The following is an 18896-nucleotide window of genomic DNA, read 5'->3' on the forward strand; positions in this document are numbered from 1 at the left end:
ACTAATTATGAGATATAAAACAATCTATTTTTGAAACTCTTTGCCCAAAATATTAGCCATCATAATCGCATCATAAACCATTTGGGCGGTTATAGCAAAAGGTTCGGTGTCCCAATACGATTTTAAGGATTCTTGTGCAACCTTCATTATATCTGCAGATGTTGCGTCTGAAATTCCTAGCATTTCAAATGTTGATGGAAGACCTACTGCATTGAAGAAATCATACATTTCCTTAATTTCATCTTTGCAACGACCTTCAATAACTAGTTGAACCAAAATTCCAAAGGCTACCACTTCACCATGAAGAAGTTTAGCGCATTCAGGTAAGATGGTAATTCCTTCTGCAATGGAATGAGCACCTGCACAACTGGAATTTTGAACTCCTAAACCAGATAGCAATGTATTTGCCTCGACAACATCTTCAAAATCTTGGGTACATAATCCTGCTTCTGCAGCAAGTTTGGCGCTGATGCCTTTGTTTAAAATTGTTTCATGACATGCCTGAGCGATTGCACGTACTGCAACTGTGGCACTATAGCCTTTGCCAACATAGTTTGGAGAAGCAGATTGAAAGTTTGCACGAGCCTCGATAAATGTGGCAAGCCCATCTCCCATGCCTGCAACTAAAAATCTAATCGGCGCTTTGGCTATAATATCTGTATCTAATAATACTAAATCTGGGTTTTTAACATAATGCCTTGCCCCTATGTGTACTCCTTGTTCGTTATACATTACAGAAAGGCCAATTGCGGGAGCATCAGTGGATGCAGTGGTTGGAACAATGATTGTTGCCGCTTTAAAATCATCTGCAACAGCTTTTGCGGAATCCATAGTTTTTCCACCACCCATACCAACAACTACATTTGGATTAAATGCTTTAGCTTCATTTACGATAGCTGCAATTTTATCGGCTGTGATTTCACCCTTATATTCATAAGTTTTAACTGTAGAAGTTCCATTTGCATACATTTCTTCAAATTTCTTTGAATAGTTAGCATAGAAGAAAGTATCAATTAAAATTAGTACGCGATTGCCATAAGCATCAGTGTATTCTTTTAATAAATCAAGTTCATTTCTGCCTTGAACATAACGACTAGGGGAACCAAAAGCACGTGTTTTATTTGTAGTTTGTGACATAATTTAAAACTCCTTCACGTTATTATTTTTGGATATTAATTCATAAGCGGGTTTTAAAGCGTTATAGTAAATTTCAAAATTTTCTTGATAAACTTTATAAGCTTGAACTGCAGTTGGGTTTGGCATTTCAGAATCAGTGAGCTGGATAAATTTGTCAATTGCATTAAAATCATCATATAGTCCCGCACCGATACCAGCTATAACTGCTGCACCCATGGAACCGGCTTCTTCTAAAAGCTTTGGTACTTTAATCTCAGCATCAAAGATATCGGCCATTATCTGACGCCACACTTTACCTTTTGCACCGCCACCAATTACCAGAACTTCGTTAATTTCAACTTGTGTTCTTAGTATATCTAGACAAATGGATAAGTTAAATGTAACGCCTTCCAGTACACTACGAAGCATATCTCCTCTGGTATTTTCTGGCTTTAATCCTAGCCAAGAACCTCTAGAAGCCATATCCCATCTGGGAGCTCTTTCGCCTAACATATATGGCAAAAACATTACCCCGTTCGAACCTATCGAGCTTTGTTCAATTTGTTCATTCATATATATAAATGGTGACGAATTATTGTGTTCAGCTTGATGAGATTCCAGTGTGCAAATAGTATTTTTGAGCCAACTGTATGAGCCGCCAGCATACTGCATGGTTCCATTTGGAGCGTACAAACCAGGTACAATATGCGCCCAAGTTACAGTTCTCATTTTGGGGTCGAAAACAGGTTTTTGAGTGGTTGTAGTAATCCAAGCTGATGTTCCAAGACAGCAATAAGTTTTGCCGGGTGCAATTGATCCACAACCAATATTAGCTACAACTCCATCGCCACCACCCATGACAACCTTTGTGCCTTCGGCAAGCCCTGTTGCAATGGCAGCATCTTTGGTTACACCTCCTGCAACAAAAGTGGATGGCTTAATTTCTGGAAATTTATCTTTACTTATTTTTGCAGCAGCAAGAATTTTATCTGACCATTCCCAGGTGTTTAAGTCAAAACAAGCCATACTGTTTGCATCAGAAGGTTCAGTGTAAAATTGATTAGTTAGTTTGAGAACTATAAAGTCTTTAGCATTTAATACTTTATAAGTTTTTGCATAAATATCTGGTTCATTATCACGAATCCACATCAACTTTTGTAGTCCATATGATGGTGTATTTCTATGACCAACTATATGATAAAAATCTCGCTGTGTAATTTGTTCTGCGATTTGATCTGATTGAGCTGTTGCACGTTGATCCGCCCATATAATGGATGGTCGTAACGGATTACCAGATTTATCAACGCATAAGGCGCCCATCATTTGGCCACTAAAGCTGACTGCAGCAATCTCAGTTGGGTCAATTTGTGCATCTGCAATTAAGGAGCGAGTGGTGATACAAACGGCATTCCACCAATCATTAGCATCTTGTTCAACCCAAGTTTCGTTAAAATAATGAGTATTATAGGCATGAGTTACACTAGTAATGAGTTTTCCGTCTGCAGAAAAAAGAGTTGCTTTATTACCAGAAGTTCCAATATCATGAGCTATTAAATACATAATGATCTCCTTTTAATTGTAAGTTATAATGCCTTTTTTTAGRATTTTACGTGCTAATAATTTTTCATATGCTTCAACGCTGTCTTCAAATTTAAAATAATCAGAGATAAAATCTTTAATTACTAGTTGCCCATTTCTAACCCACTCGAGAACTTGATCGGTTGCGGCACCTTCTTCGTCTTTTCTAGGCATTTGTTGATATATAACTCTAAAATTGTAAGAAGCTTTACTAAAATCAATGGTAATTTCTTCTTTTTCAGGAACTCCATAGCAAAGAACAGCKCCGCGGTCATTAATTAATGCCATTGCTTGATTTACAATAAATGGAAGACCTACTGCATCTAATACGAAATCTACTCCATCTGGATAAATAGCACGAACAGCGGCAGCTAAATCTTGATCTTTACTGTTAATAGTATGTGTAGCCCCGATGGATTTAGCGATTTCTAATTTGTCGTCAAAGATATCTACTGCAATAATATTTTTTACACCTGTAAGTGATAAAAATTTGATAAATGTTGATCCGACAGGTCCGCACCCAAACACAACAATTGAATTTGCAGCTTTGATGTCAAAATATCTAATACTACTTAGCACTTCCCTAAATGTTACAAGCATGACAGCATCAACGGGATCAATGTCGTCAGGAAGAACAGTTTGTGCGAATCCCCATACAGGCTCCTCGCCTTTGGGAAATGCTTTGACATCATCGACCACTGCATATTCACTGAGAGCTCCCCAACCAGATCCGTATCCTTCTGATGTTGCAAATGGCAAAAGAACTTTATCTCCAATTTTATAGCCTTTGACGTCTGTGCCAACTTCTATAACTTCACCAACGCCTTCGTGTCCTAAAGTTATAGGATAAACATCTTCTGGAAAACCCTTAAATGTTCGGTGAATCAATTTAATATCTGTGCCACACATTCCACAAGCAATAGTTTTTACTAATGCCTGAGTGGAAGATATAACTGGTTTTGAAACTTCACCAATTCTCATTTTACCGTCTTTTTCTACTATAAAACTTTTCATATTAAAATTGCCTCCTACAAATTAAATTTGATGTTGCGTACGATGAATTAATTCATCTTGAGCTTTTTTACCCATTTCAACAAAAAATGCACTATACCCTGTTACGCGAACACATAAACTGCGGTATTTATCTGGATTTTCCTGTGCAAGTTTTAAGGTTTCTGCATCGATGACATTGAGTTGAAGCTGCATTCCTCCTTTTTGCATATAAGTTTTTAATAATGCGGCGACAGTATCAATACCTTTATCTCCTGCGGCAACTGTTGGATGAAGCCTTAAGTTTAATGGTCCGCCTGTGATGCGGTTGAAAGGTACTTTGCTAAGAGAATTTAACATAGCAGTTACACCTTCAAGATCGCTTCCATCAGCAGGCGATTGATTTTCACTAATAGGCTCTCGAGCTAGCCGTCCATCTGGAGTTGCTCCGACATGTTCACCCATAATTGTAAATGCTCTATCGGTTGAATATGTGGGCCAAAATTGATATAGATATTCAGGGCCATTGTGTTTTGCTATTATACGCATGAATATATCAGTTATAATTTGAGCATATTTATCAACTTCATCAATATCGTTACCAAATTTTGGATATTTGTTCTTAAATTTTAAACGCCAATGTTCATTGCCCTCGTAGTTATTACGCATCATTGTTGCAAGTTCTTCTAATGTTAAAAGTTTTTCATCGAAGACTACTTTTTCAATTATATATAATGCATTAATAACAGTTGCAAGACCGCAGCCTTGCGCTACAATTTTATGATATTTGGTTCCGCCTTCTGTCCAAGTGACTGCATTTTCAATGGTTCCTTTTAAGAAGCAATCTTCAATGCGCATCTTGCCAACAGTTTCGTGTTGTTCAATAATAAAATCTGCTTCGAAACCTTTTCGAAATTCTGAAATGAGATGATCGAATTGTATTTCAAAGATTTTTAGAAATTCTTCCATAGAGTTGATTTCGTTAGCAGGCTTGGTTTTAATTCCATAATATGGACCTATCATTATTCCCATCATGCGGTCTTCGATGCTCCACGCACATTCTTTGGCTACATCTTCTTCTTTTTTAGGCTCTAATGGATAATCACCTTGATGCAAAGCAAGCTCTAAAGGTTTAGCCATATTCATCCACAGTTGTCGAAGTCCGCCTTCATAGGCAGCAATATTGGGATCGTTGCATCCCCAAAATCCATAATCATACACTTCAGGTGCAGAAATATTGTGATATTTTAATGCTGGGATCATAGTTTCGTCATTATATACTACGACTGTCGCATTGTTTCGCATGGCTTTAGCACACAATTTCCAAAAGTCTTCAGCAATTCCTTCATGGTATCGTACAACAATAAATGGATTTCGAAGACGCATTTCATTTGCAGCTTCTAGCATTATATAAGAAAGTTCACATACTGCGGAAGTCCCATCTGCATTTATTCCTCCAAGTGTTAAATAGTTAGGGTCATCGAATGCTAATTCAAGAGTATCCTTGGTGCCAGTCGTTTCTTCAGACATATGATCAGTTTGAGCCATCATTTCGTTGTTTCTAAAATAGAATTCTTCAACTAAGTTTAAGGCTTCTTCGCGAGTTAAAATGCCAGCCTTGATATCTTGATCATATAACGGTTGTAGATATTTATCTAATCTACTAAAATTTAAAACTCCGCATCCTGAAACTTTTTGTAATACTAATGTGTTTAACCAAATATGCTGTAATGCTTGTTTGAATGTTTTGGCAGGTTGATGCGCTATAGTTTTTAGATCATCGGCAAGATCAATTTTGCCCGCAGCCACAGCTGCAGTAGCATAACGCTCATAAAAATTGCTCAATGCTTGAATAGAAATAATTATGCCGTTTAAAAACTCTTGTTGCTTTTCATTGCAACTTTTAGTTAATCTAGTTTGTGCACGTTTAATGATAGAATCATATCCGTTGAACACTAGATCCTCGTAATCTATGCCAAGATGACCAAAGCTAGCAAACCAATATGGGCGACATTTTAACCATCCATTTGTATAATAGAAAGCGACCTTTTTAAATCGATCTTCAACAGACATATCCCACCAGCGATGATATACTTTTAATATTTCCTCGACTTCGGAATCTTCGGGTATACGTACTTTAACACAACCAACGATTTTCATATCATCTTCTAGAACAACCGAAATATTATCTAAAATATGATATAAAGTTTTTCCGTATTTAACTGCAAAGCTGTCATTTGCAAACATAAATTCGGTTTCAAACGTATATTGTATTCGTTCCATAAAAGTTTCTTTTACAGAACGGCCAAATAAAGCTTCTATCTTTTTTTCTAAAATTGAGTCCATTAACTATGACCTCCTTGTTTTAATTAGCATTTTTAGCTCATTTAGGCAATTTTGTAGGGGTGGCTCAAATGTTGTGCTTTCTATGCCGATCATATTGGATTTGTTGATGCCCATATCATGATAAGGTAGCAATTCGACTTTCGTGACATTATCATATCCTTCGATAAAATCTAGTAAAGTATGCATATTTTCTATACTATCATTTATATTTTTAATTACTGGAACACGTATATGGACTTCAATCCCAGTGTCGAAAAGACGTCGTGAATTATCTAGTATTAGTTCATTTTTAACGGCTGTATATTTATGATGTTTATGAGAATTCATTAATTTTAAATCGAGCAAAACTAAATCAGTATATGGCAAAACTTTTTTTATATTATGAAAAGGTACATTAAGAGCCGTATCAAGTGAGTTATGTATATTAAGCTCTTTAGTTTTTTTAAAAATGTCTGCAGCAAAATCAGATTGCAGTAAAACTTCTCCTCCAGATAGAGTGAGTCCTCCGCCAGAATTTTTATAATATATCATATCTTTTTTTACTAAGGCAACTAATTCATCAGAAGATTTTTCTTCACCTGATATTGTTAATGCCCTATATAAACAAGCATTGACACATTTTCCACAATTTTGACATTTTTGGTTGTTTATGCGATTGTTGTGTGGTATACTGCTAGGACAGTTTATAGTACATGCGTCACAAGAGACGCATTGCTCGCTATTCCACATTAATTGTATTGTTGGAATATAAGATTCAGGATTGTGGCACCATTGACATCTTAAGTTACAGCCCTTAAAAAAAATTGTAGTTCTGATTCCGGGTCCATCACTAGTACTAAAACGCTGTATATTAAAAATTATTCCTGTCATTAGTTACCTCCTATACAAATTTTATGTATCAATGTTACAACATTATAATACCAGCATTTTTGTGTTATGTCAATAGCTTTTTATAAATTTTTTTTGATTTTTTTAATATTTATTAGAATACATATAGATGTTTTTTATGAAATATTTTTAACATAGATGTATAAAGATTTTGGCTATCTACTCTGTTATCTTGATTTTCGGCGAAATATAAGATAATATTACACTTACTATCTAGTAGAAGGGAGATATTTTTTTGGATAAACAAACCAAAACCATTGACAAATTAGCACCTATTCCTATGTTTTATCAATTAAAACAAATTCTACTGAGCGATATAGAATCAAACTTTTATCCTGTTGGTACAATGATTCCCACTGAACTCGAATTGAGTAACATGTATAATATAAGTCGTACTACTGTACGGCAAGCAGTGCTTGATTTGGTCAGAGAGGGTTATTTGACACGTCAAAAAGGAAAAGGGACTATTGTTGCAAAACAGAAACTGCATCATGTTTTTGTACAACAAATAGAAAGCTTCAATAGTGAGATGCAAAGACTTGGCAAAATTCCAACAACTGAAATTCTGGGATTTAAAAAAATTAAAGCTACATCGTATATTGCACAAGTTTTGAATTTAGCAAATGGAGCAGATATATTATATATGCATCGTAGACGTATGGTAGATGGAGAACCTATAGTTACTATTATCACATATTTACCATTTGAGAGATGCTCATTTTTGATTAAGTACAAGATGGAAAAAGAAAGTTTATATGATCTTTTATCATTAAATTTGGACACTAGAATTGTACAAGTAACTAGAAGAATTGAAGTAACTGAAGCAAATGAGCAAGACATGAAATTATTAGATATAAAAAAAGGGAAGCCTATACAACTTTTTTATACAGTAGGTAAAAACAAAGAAGGTGTTCCTATAGAATATTCTATTGCTAGATATCGAGGAGATAGAAGTAGTTTTAATGTTACGATAAGAATGGAATGAAAAGACCTATATAACTAGGTCTTTTTTGTTGCAGAAAAATAATATGTATTATATAATATTTATATAAAAAATAAATTTATTGAAATATAAATTTATAAATCATTATATATGTAAAATTATATTTAACATATAACTGTATTGTAATAAAGTGTGTTATAAATGGAGGGATTATATGGTTAATAAACGGGAACGTGAGTATTTACGTATGCTGGCAAAAGAACAGCGGGAACTAGCTAATTTGCCTATCATGGCAGAAAAAACAGATCATTGGTATGCACATAATGAATTAAAAGGAGATATACCAATGATTGTAATGGAAGAGTTAACTTTTTGGAAAGATATTTCACCTGATTTATTCTGTGAAAATATTTTAACGAGAGAAATAGAAGAGGAACTTTTGAGGAATATTATTCCATATAATCTGTTTGGTGATGATAAAATAGTTCCTAACTATTATCCTCTAAAATTTGAAATAGAGGGATTAAGATATGGATTAGATAGTCATAAAATATGTTCATTTGATGGTCAAAATTTTTATATCAAACCTCATTTGGGATCTTTGAAACAAGATTTTCAAAAACTTTCATTTAGTAACTATACATATAAACAACAAGCTCTGAAAGTTAAGAAGCATAAAATTCAAAATATTTTAGGAGATATTTTAGATGTAGTTCCAGTAAATACAACTAATCATTGGAATTGTAGTTTAACACAACAAGCATTGGAGTTATTAGGTAGAGATAATATGTTTTATTCAATCACAAGAGAACCTGAAGAATTTAAAAATTTAATGACATTTTTAGCAAATGATACTATYAGGTTACTGAGGTTTCAAGAACATGAACGTTGTATATGTTTGAATAATAAAAATAATTATATAGGTGGTAGTTATTGTTTTAGTCATGAACTCCCGCAGCAGGGATTTAATGGAATTGTAAAAAGTAGTGATACATGGGGTCATATAAATGCTCAAGAATTTTTTGAGGTATCATCAAAAGTATTTAAGGAGTTTATATTGCCAGAAACCAAACGTGTTGCTGAAGAGTTTGGAATGATATACTATGGCTGTCGTGAACCTATTAGTAATTTTTGGGAAAATAATATAGATCAAATAAAAAACTTACGTAAAGTTTCTGTTTCTGCGTTATGTGATGAACAATTTATTGCACCAAGACTCTCTCAAAGAGGAATTATATATTCTAAGCAAATTCCCCCCTGTTTTTTGGGAGCTGAAAAATCTTTTGATGAAGAAGCATTTAGAAAATATATAAAAATTTCTATGGATATTATACGAAAAAATAATTGTAAAGCAGAATTTATATTTAGAGATATTTATAATATACATGGAAATTTAGATAAATTAAGACGTGCGGTAGAAATAGTACGCGAAGAAAGTGTATATTAAAAATTTTCCGACCTTTGTGTAATAAGGAAAAAAAATATTTATAGTTGAAAAAATTTTGAAATTCCCATTTGGTCATATAATTTATTTCTCATAGTTAATAATTCTAATTCTAATTTTTCAATTTTAGTGACTATTTGTTGTTGTTTAGTATTATATGAGTCTATAATTTCGGTTTGATTTTGAGTTAATGGTTCAATAAATGGAATTTCTTTTAAATCTCGGATATTAATTATTTGGGATGCGCTACCTGCTCTTTTTGTATTAATAAGATATTCTCCTAAAGGACTTTGTAAAAATTGTTTAATATATTCTGGATTATATCCTTTATGCAATCTAAGACCTATAAAATTTTGGGAAATTAATAAATTGCCTTTATGTTTTGGAACTATACATATCTTTAAGGTCCCTCTATTTGAAATAATCAAATTACCTTCTTGAACACGGTACATATCTAATCTAGCACGATTATCTACTTCATATGTTGTTAAAGTTGCCATATTAATTTCTCCGTCTTCGACGTTAGCAAGGTTAATAACTCGAAAATCACCATTTGGATTTTGGAGATAACTACGTAAAATATTTATGCCTCTGAAAAAAATTCCTACATCATCTAAAGTCTTGTTTGAAACTATATTGGGCATAGATAATTTAATTTCACCATAAATATTACTTAAAAACGAAGTTTTGGTTACATATTTACTAGGCAAAATATTGGAAGACCGAAGATTAGTTAAAGAAACAATTGTGCTAAGGTTAACAATATCTGTTTGAGATTTATAAATATTTACTATTTCATTTATATTATCTATACTTAAAGCTCTTTTAGCACGTTTTTGAGATTCATATAAYTGTGTAGCATCAATGAATTGAATCGAATTTTTTAATTTGATAGATTTATTCTTGTTAAATATTATTATAGCGAAATTAGTAGATGAATTTGTAACGATTCTTTCTGGAAGTTCTATAATTGCTTCTATATAATCACAATAAATAATTCTAGTTCTAAGCTTTTCTTCCATTCCGGTTCTAAATAAAGAACCCACAGGGGTAAGTACTACGGCTTTACCGGTTTTATTTAGTAATTTTAATGCTAGTGATAAAAAAAGCCAATCAGAAGTAGTAACTTGAGGAAATCCAAAACTATATAAATCTGGTCTGTCGATAATTTGAGATTGCTTATCTTTCCATTCAATGTTAGCAGGAGGGTGTATTGCAATATAGTCAAAATTGTTAATTATAGGAGAAGTAAGCATATCAGATGCTAATATATGATGTGATGAGATTCCATTGACGTATAATCTAATAACTGCAAGCGCGTAGATTTGTAAATTAATTTCTTGACCRTAAATTTCTAAAGTATTTCCAAGATAAGCAGCGTATTGATATGCCATAATCATAGTAGATGCAATACCTAAAGTACCTGAATAAAAAGTTCCGCCTATAGGCTCCAGTAATTTAATTAATAATTCATTAATGTATGAAGGTGTACTGTATATAGGCAATGTACGTTCTATAATTGTAAAAACATAATTGATTGCCTCAGTATATTGAGTTTTATTTAATTTCCAATGATTTATATCGGTAAAAATTTTTTTTATTGTCTCATTATTTAAATTAGTTTTGCTTAAATATTGTATAGGTAAACGTAAAAATTCATTCATTGCAACTGAATGAAATATTTCTTTTAATAAAATGGGTATATCTGATTCATTTGCTATAGTTAATTTAGAAATTATTGTTTCATCTGCTTCGCGGGTCACGAGTAATAATAAAATAGTATTACTTAGACTTTCTTGCTCTGAAACTTCGTTAAGTTGAATATTCATAATATTTAAAATGTTTTGTGTATTCAAAAAATCGCCTCCTTAAATTTTAAGTATATAGTAATAACATTATATTAGTTAGTATATTGATTACTATTATAATGAAATATAATATCGTTGTCAATGTATTATTTKACTGCTTGTTCCAAAAAAGCTCCTCCTCTAAAAAAGAGAAAGAGCTAAAAAATCAATTTGTTTATTCAATAGATTAAGATAAACGTACATACTTATCTGTAAATTCATTTATAGGCATTGGTTTGTCGAAATAATATCCTTGACCTTTTACACAATTCATTTGTTTTAAAATATCATATTGTTCTTTGGTTTCTATTCCTTCTGCAACAGAAGTTAAGCCATCAAGTCTTTCGCATAGATTAAGAGCAACTTCGGTCAAGACTTTAGACTTTTCATCACGGTGTAGATTGTTTGTTAGTTGCATATCAATTTTTAATTCGTCGAAACGAGATTTTACAAAAGTAGAAAGATTTGAATATCCGCTTCCAAAATCGTCGAGAGAAACTAAGAATCCAGCTTCTATAAAATTAGAAATAATTTCTGATAACCTAAGGTTATTTGTAGAATTAATAGTTTCAGTTATTTCAATAACAATTAAAGAAGGTGAAACGCCATTTTTTTGACAAACCTGAGCAAATCTATCTACGATATCATCTTCCGTAATAGTGGAACGAGAACAGTTTACAGAGACTTTATATTCTTTGTCAGGTCGAATTTCTTTCCATTCATTTATAGCTTTGCAGACAGTATCTAGTACAAAAAGGTCAATTCTAGAAATAATACCTTCTTTTTCATAGAATGGGATAAACATAATAGGAGGCTGGATACGACCATCTGCGTATTTTCGCCTAATTAATGCTTCTGCACTAGTAACATCATCGGTTTGCATGTCAATTTGAGGTTGCAAGAAAACAACAAATTTGCCTTCTGCTATTTCGGACTCTAGCCCCTTAGTTAAAATTAGGCTATATTTATTATGGGAAAGAGAATTGATTTGTTCATCATGTGTTTCAATATGTCTATTCCAGGTATATCCTATGGATAATTTATAGTCCTTTTCTTCACGACCTTTTCCATCAAGGAGTTGTACCTTGTTTTCAAAAACATCTTCACTGACATTTTGAACTATAACAACAAATTCATCTCCTCCTACGCGATAAACATTATTACCGAAGATAGTCTCTAAAAGATTTGCTACTCTAACTAAAATTTCGTCTCCAAAGGTTGTACCTCGTGCATAATTAATTGAACTTAGTCCTTTAATGTCGATATATACAACACCTAAAGATGTAATATCAAACTTATTAATATCTTGCATAGTATCACGATAGCTATTACGATTTTTTACATGCGTTAATGGATCATAATAATTTAAGTGATTAAGTTCAGATACAAGGGTTGATGATTCAATCATTAGAGAGATTATTTTAGACATATATTGTAGAGTATTTACTTCTTTGGCTGTCCAAACTCTAGGCAATGAGCAGTCATCTATACCAAGTATAAATTTCACGTAAGTTTCTTTTTTTATTTGAGAGTGTAAAAAAGAGTGTGTACCTTGGTAAGTGCTTTTTTCAAAATCACCATAGTTTCTAAATGTTGCATAAAAATCTTTTGAATAAATCATACCATTATGAGAAGCAAGAAATAAATCCTCTAATACTGAAACATCAACATGTGAATGTGAGCTAAGTTTTCGAACAACATTTTTTCTACACCACTCATAAGTTGCATGGTATGTTTCACCTTCATCAAATGTTTCTAAAATATAACATCTATCAGCATTATATTTTTGTGCTATCAATCGAAGTGCTGAATTAATACTAGATAATTCACAACCTGTTTCGTATAAAATATTGAAAACAGAGGAAATTAAGTCATGATCAAAATATAATCCAGCAATAATGTCATTAGTCTCAAATCTAAGAGGAGACATGACTTTTGTATGAGCAATTGGGTCTGTGGAAAATACAAAACGTTTTTTACCATTATTTTTTGCAAGAGATAATGCATCATTAGCAGATTTTAAGATTTGTCGGTATGTGGTTCCAGCTTCAGGGTATTGAGCGACACCAATACTAGCTGAAATTTCATAAACGTTGTCTCCATTTGAATAATGCTTATTAAGCGCATCAATAATTTTTGTACTACGTGCAACAAGTAAATCAACATTTGGAACATTTTCTAAGAAAATAACAAATTCATCTCCTCCTATTCTTGCAATGACATCATTGCTTCTAAATAATTTTTTCAAATCCTTTGCAACTTCTTTTAAAACATCATCACCAAATAAATGCCCAAAGGAATCATTAATGACCTTAAAATTATCTATATCTAGTATAAAAAGAGCATGTTTTAATTCTTTCTTTTCTGTTAATTTTGATGCAATCATTTGCTCGGCACTGACTTTATTAAAGCAGCCAGTTAAAAGATCTAGTCGAAATTCATCACTAGACATTTTTTCTTTATTTATATTTATAGTCTTTCCAATTACAAAGTTTAAATCTCCATTTTTATCATATATGGGTTGATAAGAAGAAGTATAGTATTCATAGGTTCCGTTTGGAATTAAATATCGGATATCTAATTCTTCATAGCGCCCCTTTTGCATATTTCTAATAAGCTTTAAATATAATTCTGTATCATCCTCATGAACTAAACCTTCTTTAGCCTCATATCCAAGAGGTATAGACCTTTTATTTGATCCAAGCTCAGTATTAAAATAGTTTCCATAATATTGTATAAGAGACGTATGAACATCAAGTACAAATATAGAGTCGTCAGATAAATTGGCGATTATGTTTATTAGCATTTTCTCAGGCAATGTATTTAAGAAATTATCTCCAACTGCAAAAGCATTTCTTAAAGCGTTTGATTCGTTATTGTTCATAAAGTATTAATCCTTTCTCAAAATATTAATAATATACCTTATTATACCACATATGCAGATAAATTTATATAAAATATAGTTTTCAAGTTCAAAATTTAACTGAATGCTGTAGTTATATATACTTTAAAGGTATTCTTTAAAGTTGTCAAATATCATTATAAAATAATTGTCAAAAGATTACTACAATAAAAAACAAAAAAAAGGTTAGACTAATTATAGGCATATGTTTAAACACAAGGAGGATAACAAATGAAAAAATGTTTAGCAGTTATACTAACACTAGCACTTTTTTTTATACAGCCTCACGTGGATAAAGGAGAAATAGTCAAATCGAATGCCAGTAGAGCCATTTTTGTTATGGCTCCTTTATAAAATACCTATTGAAAAATCATATTTTTTATAGTATAATACCTTTAAAATATTTTTTAATGTATTTAGGAGGAACTTACAAATGAAAATCAATCTAAAAAATCAAAAAATATACATATTAGTTGGAGGATGTTTAATCGCTATATTATTGACGCTTGGTATAACAATTAATTTTGCATATAAATATTTTAATCCACAGTTGTTAGGCGAATGGACTTCTACTAGTACCAATGAAAATATAAAATTTGAAAAAAACGGTAATGTTAGGGTAGGTACTAATCCAAAATATGCATATTATGAAATTTTATCTCCAACTAAAATGCTATACATAGTAGGTGACATATCTGTGGATATGTATTATGAATTAGAAGGTCGTACTTTATATTGGGGCGAAAGTGCAGACAATATAGAAATTTTTAAAAAATAGATACATAAAAAATGCTGAATATATTACTGATTCAGCATTTTAAACTTAATTATACATAACCATAAATACCTCGTACTGAAACTTCTCCACTTTGAATTTCATGTTTATTCCCATACATATCAATCACTTCTAAAAATCCTTCTTCATTAATTTTTTCAACAGTAACTATCTCAGTTGTATTTTCTGTATTTACATATACTTTTTTTCCTGTATTTATACATAAATTAGCATAGTCTTTGATAAAAGGAGAAAGATTTTTTTCAATCAGATATGTTTTATACATTTCATCAAATATTTTTGCAAATTCATCTATTATTCTTTGTCTAGAAAACTCGACTTTATATTCTAAACGTAAAGATGTGGCATAAGGAAGCGTAGATGGAAAAGTAGTTTGATTTACATTTACGCCGATTCCAATAATAATGAAATTTTTGCCAGTATTATTTCCGACCAATTCACACAATATTCCACAAACTTTTTTTTCATTAATTAATATATCATTTGGCCATTTTATGCGAGTGTCGTTACTACCACATATATTTTTAAGTGTATGACACATAGCCAATCCGGATATTAATGTTAATTTTGGAATTTGATTTATCGCTAAAGTTGGACATACGACTATGCTCATAAAGATTCCCTCACCTTTTGGTGAGGACCAACTACGACCGAGTCTTCCTTTGCCTGAAGTTTGTGTATCTGCTATAATAATGGCTCCGCTTTGAATATTGCTAGTTTTTATTAATTCTTTTGCAATTTGATTTGTAGATTCAACTTCGTCGTAAAAAATCATATTACTTCCTATAATTTTATCCATAATAACCTCATTTATACGCCATACTATACTTTTAATGTTTATGATTTTTATTTAAAAACTATTGTCCACAACAATTTTTGTATTTCTTGCCACTGCCACAAGGACAGGTATCATTTCTATTTATTTTTTCCGCTTTAGCTGGAGTTTTTGGAGTACTATTATCTTGTATATTGGTAATGACATTTTTAAAAACAGACTCTCTTTTAATTTCTCTATTAGTTTGCATTGGGATGTGGAAGACAGCTTTAACAGTATCTTGCTTAATATTGTCAGTCATTTCCTCAAACATATCAAAGCTTATATATTTATATTCTACTAATGGATTACGTTGACCATAGGCATGTAAATTTATTCCTTGACGCACTTGTTCGATATTATCAAGGTGATCCATCCATTTTTGATCAATAACTCGCAGTAACATAACACGTTCATTTTCGCGCATTTGTTCGCCGATATTTTCCTCTTTAAATTTATAAATTTCTTCCGCTTTTTCAAATAACAAATCTTTTAATTTTTTCTCAGATAAATCTTTTTGTTCTTCAGAAGTGAATGTTAAATTATCATAAGGAATAATAGCATTGAGATATTCCATAAGTTTTGCCAAATCCCAGTCTTCCGGATACTCTAATCCAGCAGTTGCATTCTCTACTGCTTGATCAATTACGTCACGAGTCATGTTCATAATGTTTTCACGGATATTGTCTTGGGTTAAAACTTTATAACGCTCCCCATAAATTAATTCTCTTTGCTCATTCATAATTCGATCATATTCCAAGAGATGTTTACGAATACCATAGTTATTTGATTCTACTTTTGTTTGAGCACGCTCAATGGCTTTAGTCATAATACCATGTGTAATAGGTTCATCATCTGGAATACCGAGAGAATTAAACATTTTAAGGGTACTTTCAGGCATAAATAAACGCATTAAATTATCTTCTAATGCTAAATAAAAGCGCGATTCTCCGGGGTCACCTTGACGACCAGAACGTCCTCTTAATTGATTATCAATACGTCGAGATTCATGTCGTTCTGTACCAATAATCTTAAGACCGCCAAGCTCAGGGACACCTTCTTCTAATTTTATATCAGTACCACGTCCAGCCATGTTAGTTGCAATTGTGACAGAATTTTTTTTGCCAGCTTGAGCAACAATTTCAGCTTCTTGTTGATGATATTTGGCATTTAAAACTTGATGTTTTATACCTTCTTTAGTTAATAATTTACTCAAATGTTCCGAAATATCGATAGTTACAGTACCTACTAATACAGGTTGACCTTTGATAACGGACTCTTTAACATCTTCTATAATAGACTTGTATTTTCCAGCTTCTGTTGTATATACAACATCTGGATGATCAATTCTAAGAATAGGTTTATTGGTAGGAATAACAATAACATCCATGCCATAAATTTCTCTAAATTCACTTTCTTCTGTTAAAGCTGTACCAGTCATTCCAGATTTTTTAGAATATCGATTAAAAAAGTTTTGGAAAGTTATTGTTGCCAATGTTTTACTTTCTTTTTTTACTTCTACATTTTCTTTTGCTTCTATTGCTTGATGAAGCCCGTCTGAATATCTTCGACCATCCATTAATCGACCGGTATGATCATCTACAATTACAATTTCTTCTTTTTCATTCACAATATAATCTTTTTCAAGATGCATCAAATTGTGAGCTTTTAGCGCTATAGTGATGTGATGTTGAATTTCCATATTATTGGGATCAGCTAAATTTTCGATACCAAAATATTGTTCAGCTTTTTTTACACCTTCTAAAGTTAGAGTTACGGATCGTTGTTTTTCATCTACGATATAATCTCCCTCTTCTTCGATTTCTTCGCGCATTAATGTCGCCATAGTAGATTCATCGCTAAGCAATTGTCCTTTTTTTAATCTACGCACAAAAATATCTGCAGCTTTATAAAGATGAGTGGATTTTGCACCTTGACCAGAAATAATTAATGGAGTTCTAGCTTCATCGACTAAAACAGAATCCACTTCATCTATAAGAGCATAGTTTAATTCACGTTGAACCATGTCTTTTGCATATAAAACCATGTTGTCTCTTAAATAATCAAAACCATATTCATTATTTGTACCATAAGTTATATCACAACCATAAGCTTCACGGCGTTTGTTGTTATCCATATTACTTAAAATACATCCTACACTCAAACCAAGATAATTATATAATACACCCATTTCAGCCGCATCACGACTTGCTAGATAATCGTTTACCGTAACAACATGCACTCCTTTTCCGCTAAGAGCATTAAGATATGCTGGTAATGTTGCAACTAAAGTTTTTCCTTCACCAGTTCTCATTTCGGCAATACGTCCATAGTGTAAAATAATTCCACCAATGAGCTGCACTGGATAATGTTTCATGCCCAATGCACGAACGCTTGCTTCACGACAGACAGCATATGCTTCTGGCATCAAATGGTCTAGTGATTCACCATTTTGTATTCGTTCTTTGAATTCTTCAGTTTTAGCTTTTAATTCATCGTCACTTAATGCTTGCATTTCTTCATCATATGATTCAATTTTTTGTAAAATAGGTTCTATTCGTTTTAACTCTCTTTGAGAGTGAGTACCAAAAATTTTTTCTACTATACCTTTCAAAATTTCACCTTCTTCTATTATACTTTATGTGCTATTATTTAATTTTTCCAAAATGGCCATTTTTATAACCTTTTTAGATATTTAAGCAAAAAAAAACATGCCCAAGACATGTTATGTATAATTCTGTGCACTTTGCTTTGACAGCAATTCACAAGCGTTACCCTGACAGTTAGCTCAAATCCAGCACCCTTACGGCACATAAATAAACTTACTTAGTGCTGCTTCCGTCAAGACCTGACACGGTTCATAAGCACTTATTGCGTAAGACTGAACTCTCAACACCACTTTTCAGGGGCAGACCAAACAAATAACTGCCGCAGACAAAGCATCACTCTTGCTCTAGCGGGTTGCAAGTACAGGGCACCGCTACCTCCCCAGCTAGCACAGAATTGTCTTGATTATATACTATAAAATTAGATTTGTCAATAAATTTATTGTTAAATTTTTGTATATTTTATTACATTTTTTGTGTATTCAATTTAAAATACATTGACTCCTGTTTGATAAATATGAAAAAATATCTTAGTGTTAATTTCTAATATTATAAATATATATTTTTTATAATTTGATAGTATAAGCCTATATTGCAGTATATTACTTAACATGATAAAATAGAGT

Annotated in this window: 13 protein-coding genes and 1 other RNA gene; 4 read left to right on the forward strand and 10 right to left on the reverse strand. The window is 32.1% G+C overall.

What is annotated here, in order from left to right:
* Window positions 1–24: 24 nt before the first annotated feature.
* The 5 genes from EPU_RS02110 to EPU_RS11255 are packed head-to-tail and all read right to left on the reverse strand — an operon-like array spanning window position 25 to window position 6900.
* A complete protein-coding gene (locus EPU_RS02110) occupies window positions 25–1137 on the reverse strand; it encodes a glycerol dehydrogenase (RefSeq protein ID WP_010166314.1) in 1113 nt (370 codons plus the stop codon).
* Between the two features lie 3 nt (window positions 1138–1140).
* Window positions 1141–2676, reverse strand: coding sequence for a xylulokinase (gene xylB / locus EPU_RS02115; RefSeq protein ID WP_010166315.1), 1536 nt, complete (start codon window positions 2674–2676; stop codon window positions 1141–1143).
* Window positions 2677–2688: 12 nt separating this feature from the next.
* Entirely contained in the window at window positions 2689–3708 is a 1020-nt protein-coding gene (locus tag EPU_RS02120) for a zinc-dependent alcohol dehydrogenase (RefSeq protein WP_029487828.1), read from the reverse strand.
* A 21-nt stretch (window positions 3709–3729) separates the two neighbouring features.
* Window positions 3730–6030, reverse strand: a complete 2301-nt coding sequence (locus tag EPU_RS02125; protein WP_010166317.1) for a pyruvate formate lyase family protein — start codon at window positions 6028–6030, stop codon at window positions 3730–3732.
* A 3-nt stretch (window positions 6031–6033) separates the two neighbouring features.
* Window positions 6034–6900, reverse strand: coding sequence for a glycyl-radical enzyme activating protein (locus EPU_RS11255; protein WP_010166318.1), 867 nt, complete (start codon window positions 6898–6900; stop codon window positions 6034–6036).
* A 253-nt stretch (window positions 6901–7153) separates the two neighbouring features.
* On the opposite strand from EPU_RS11255, the gene EPU_RS02135 reads away from it, so the two are divergent.
* Complete coding sequence (locus EPU_RS02135; RefSeq protein ID WP_010166319.1) at window positions 7154–7903, forward strand: GntR family transcriptional regulator; 750 nt, start codon at window positions 7154–7156, stop codon at window positions 7901–7903.
* 172 nt (window positions 7904–8075) lie between these two features.
* The gene (locus tag EPU_RS02140) at window positions 8076–9308 is read left to right on the forward strand and encodes a hypothetical protein (RefSeq protein WP_029487830.1); all 1233 of its coding nucleotides are present in this window, start codon (window positions 8076–8078) and stop codon (window positions 9306–9308) included.
* Window positions 9309–9346: 38 nt separating this feature from the next.
* Here the strand turns inward: EPU_RS02140 and EPU_RS02145 are convergent, their stop codons facing one another.
* Together EPU_RS02145 and EPU_RS02150 are read right to left on the reverse strand one after the other, a co-directional pair.
* Window positions 9347–11161: an N-6 DNA methylase gene (locus tag EPU_RS02145; RefSeq protein WP_029487831.1), complete on the reverse strand. Its 1815-nt coding sequence runs from the start codon at window positions 11159–11161 to the stop codon at window positions 9347–9349.
* A gap of 178 nt (window positions 11162–11339) precedes the next feature.
* Window positions 11340–14036 carry an EAL domain-containing protein gene (locus tag EPU_RS02150; RefSeq protein WP_010166322.1) on the reverse strand — a complete coding sequence of 899 codons (2697 nt, stop codon included), beginning with the start codon at window positions 14034–14036 and terminating at the stop codon, window positions 11340–11342.
* A 249-nt stretch (window positions 14037–14285) separates the two neighbouring features.
* On the opposite strand from EPU_RS02150, the gene EPU_RS14270 reads away from it, so the two are divergent.
* Both EPU_RS14270 and EPU_RS02160 read left to right on the forward strand, forming a co-directional pair.
* Window positions 14286–14408: a hypothetical protein gene (locus EPU_RS14270; RefSeq protein ID WP_010166325.1), complete on the forward strand. Its 123-nt coding sequence runs from the start codon at window positions 14286–14288 to the stop codon at window positions 14406–14408.
* Between the two features lie 79 nt (window positions 14409–14487).
* Entirely contained in the window at window positions 14488–14832 is a 345-nt protein-coding gene (locus tag EPU_RS02160; protein ID WP_010166327.1) for a hypothetical protein, read from the forward strand.
* A 49-nt stretch (window positions 14833–14881) separates the two neighbouring features.
* On the opposite strand, the gene EPU_RS11260 is transcribed toward EPU_RS02160, so the two are convergent.
* The 3 genes from EPU_RS11260 to ffs all read right to left on the reverse strand — a co-directional run bounded on the left by EPU_RS11260 (window position 14882) and on the right by ffs (window position 18665).
* Complete coding sequence (locus EPU_RS11260; RefSeq protein WP_010166329.1) at window positions 14882–15649, reverse strand: biotin--[acetyl-CoA-carboxylase] ligase; 768 nt, start codon at window positions 15647–15649, stop codon at window positions 14882–14884.
* 58 nt (window positions 15650–15707) lie between these two features.
* A complete protein-coding gene (gene secA / locus EPU_RS02170) occupies window positions 15708–18278 on the reverse strand; it encodes a preprotein translocase subunit SecA (RefSeq protein ID WP_010166332.1) in 2571 nt (856 codons plus the stop codon).
* A 123-nt stretch (window positions 18279–18401) separates the two neighbouring features.
* Window positions 18402–18665, reverse strand: an RNA gene (gene ffs, locus EPU_RS13045) — signal recognition particle sRNA large type.
* Window positions 18666–18896 lie beyond the last annotated feature (231 nt).

Origin of the sequence: Candidatus Epulonipiscium viviparus, from assembly GCF_000171335.1 — a bacterium.
GTDB classification, from domain to species: domain Bacteria; phylum Bacillota; class Clostridia; order Lachnospirales; family Cellulosilyticaceae; genus Epulonipiscioides; species Epulonipiscioides viviparus.

What these genes read in the sequence shown, in the direction of transcription:
- EPU_RS02150 (WP_010166322.1), bottom strand. Translation starts at nt 14,036, where the DNA reads ATGAACAATAACGAATCAAACGCTTTAAGAAATGCTTTTGCAGTTGGA.
- EPU_RS11260 (WP_010166329.1), bottom strand. Translation starts at nt 15,649, where the DNA reads ATGGATAAAATTATAGGAAGTAATATGATTTTTTACGACGAAGTTGAA.
- EPU_RS14270 (WP_010166325.1), top strand. Translation starts at nt 14,286, where the DNA reads ATGAAAAAATGTTTAGCAGTTATACTAACACTAGCACTTTTTTTTATA.
- xylB (WP_010166315.1), bottom strand. Translation starts at nt 2,676, where the DNA reads ATGTATTTAATAGCTCATGATATTGGAACTTCTGGTAATAAAGCAACT.
- EPU_RS11255 (WP_010166318.1), bottom strand. Translation starts at nt 6,900, where the DNA reads ATGACAGGAATAATTTTTAATATACAGCGTTTTAGTACTAGTGATGGA.
- EPU_RS02110 (WP_010166314.1), bottom strand. Translation starts at nt 1,137, where the DNA reads ATGTCACAAACTACAAATAAAACACGTGCTTTTGGTTCCCCTAGTCGT.
- EPU_RS02160 (WP_010166327.1), top strand. Translation starts at nt 14,488, where the DNA reads ATGAAAATCAATCTAAAAAATCAAAAAATATACATATTAGTTGGAGGA.
- EPU_RS02125 (WP_010166317.1), bottom strand. Translation starts at nt 6,030, where the DNA reads ATGGACTCAATTTTAGAAAAAAAGATAGAAGCTTTATTTGGCCGTTCT.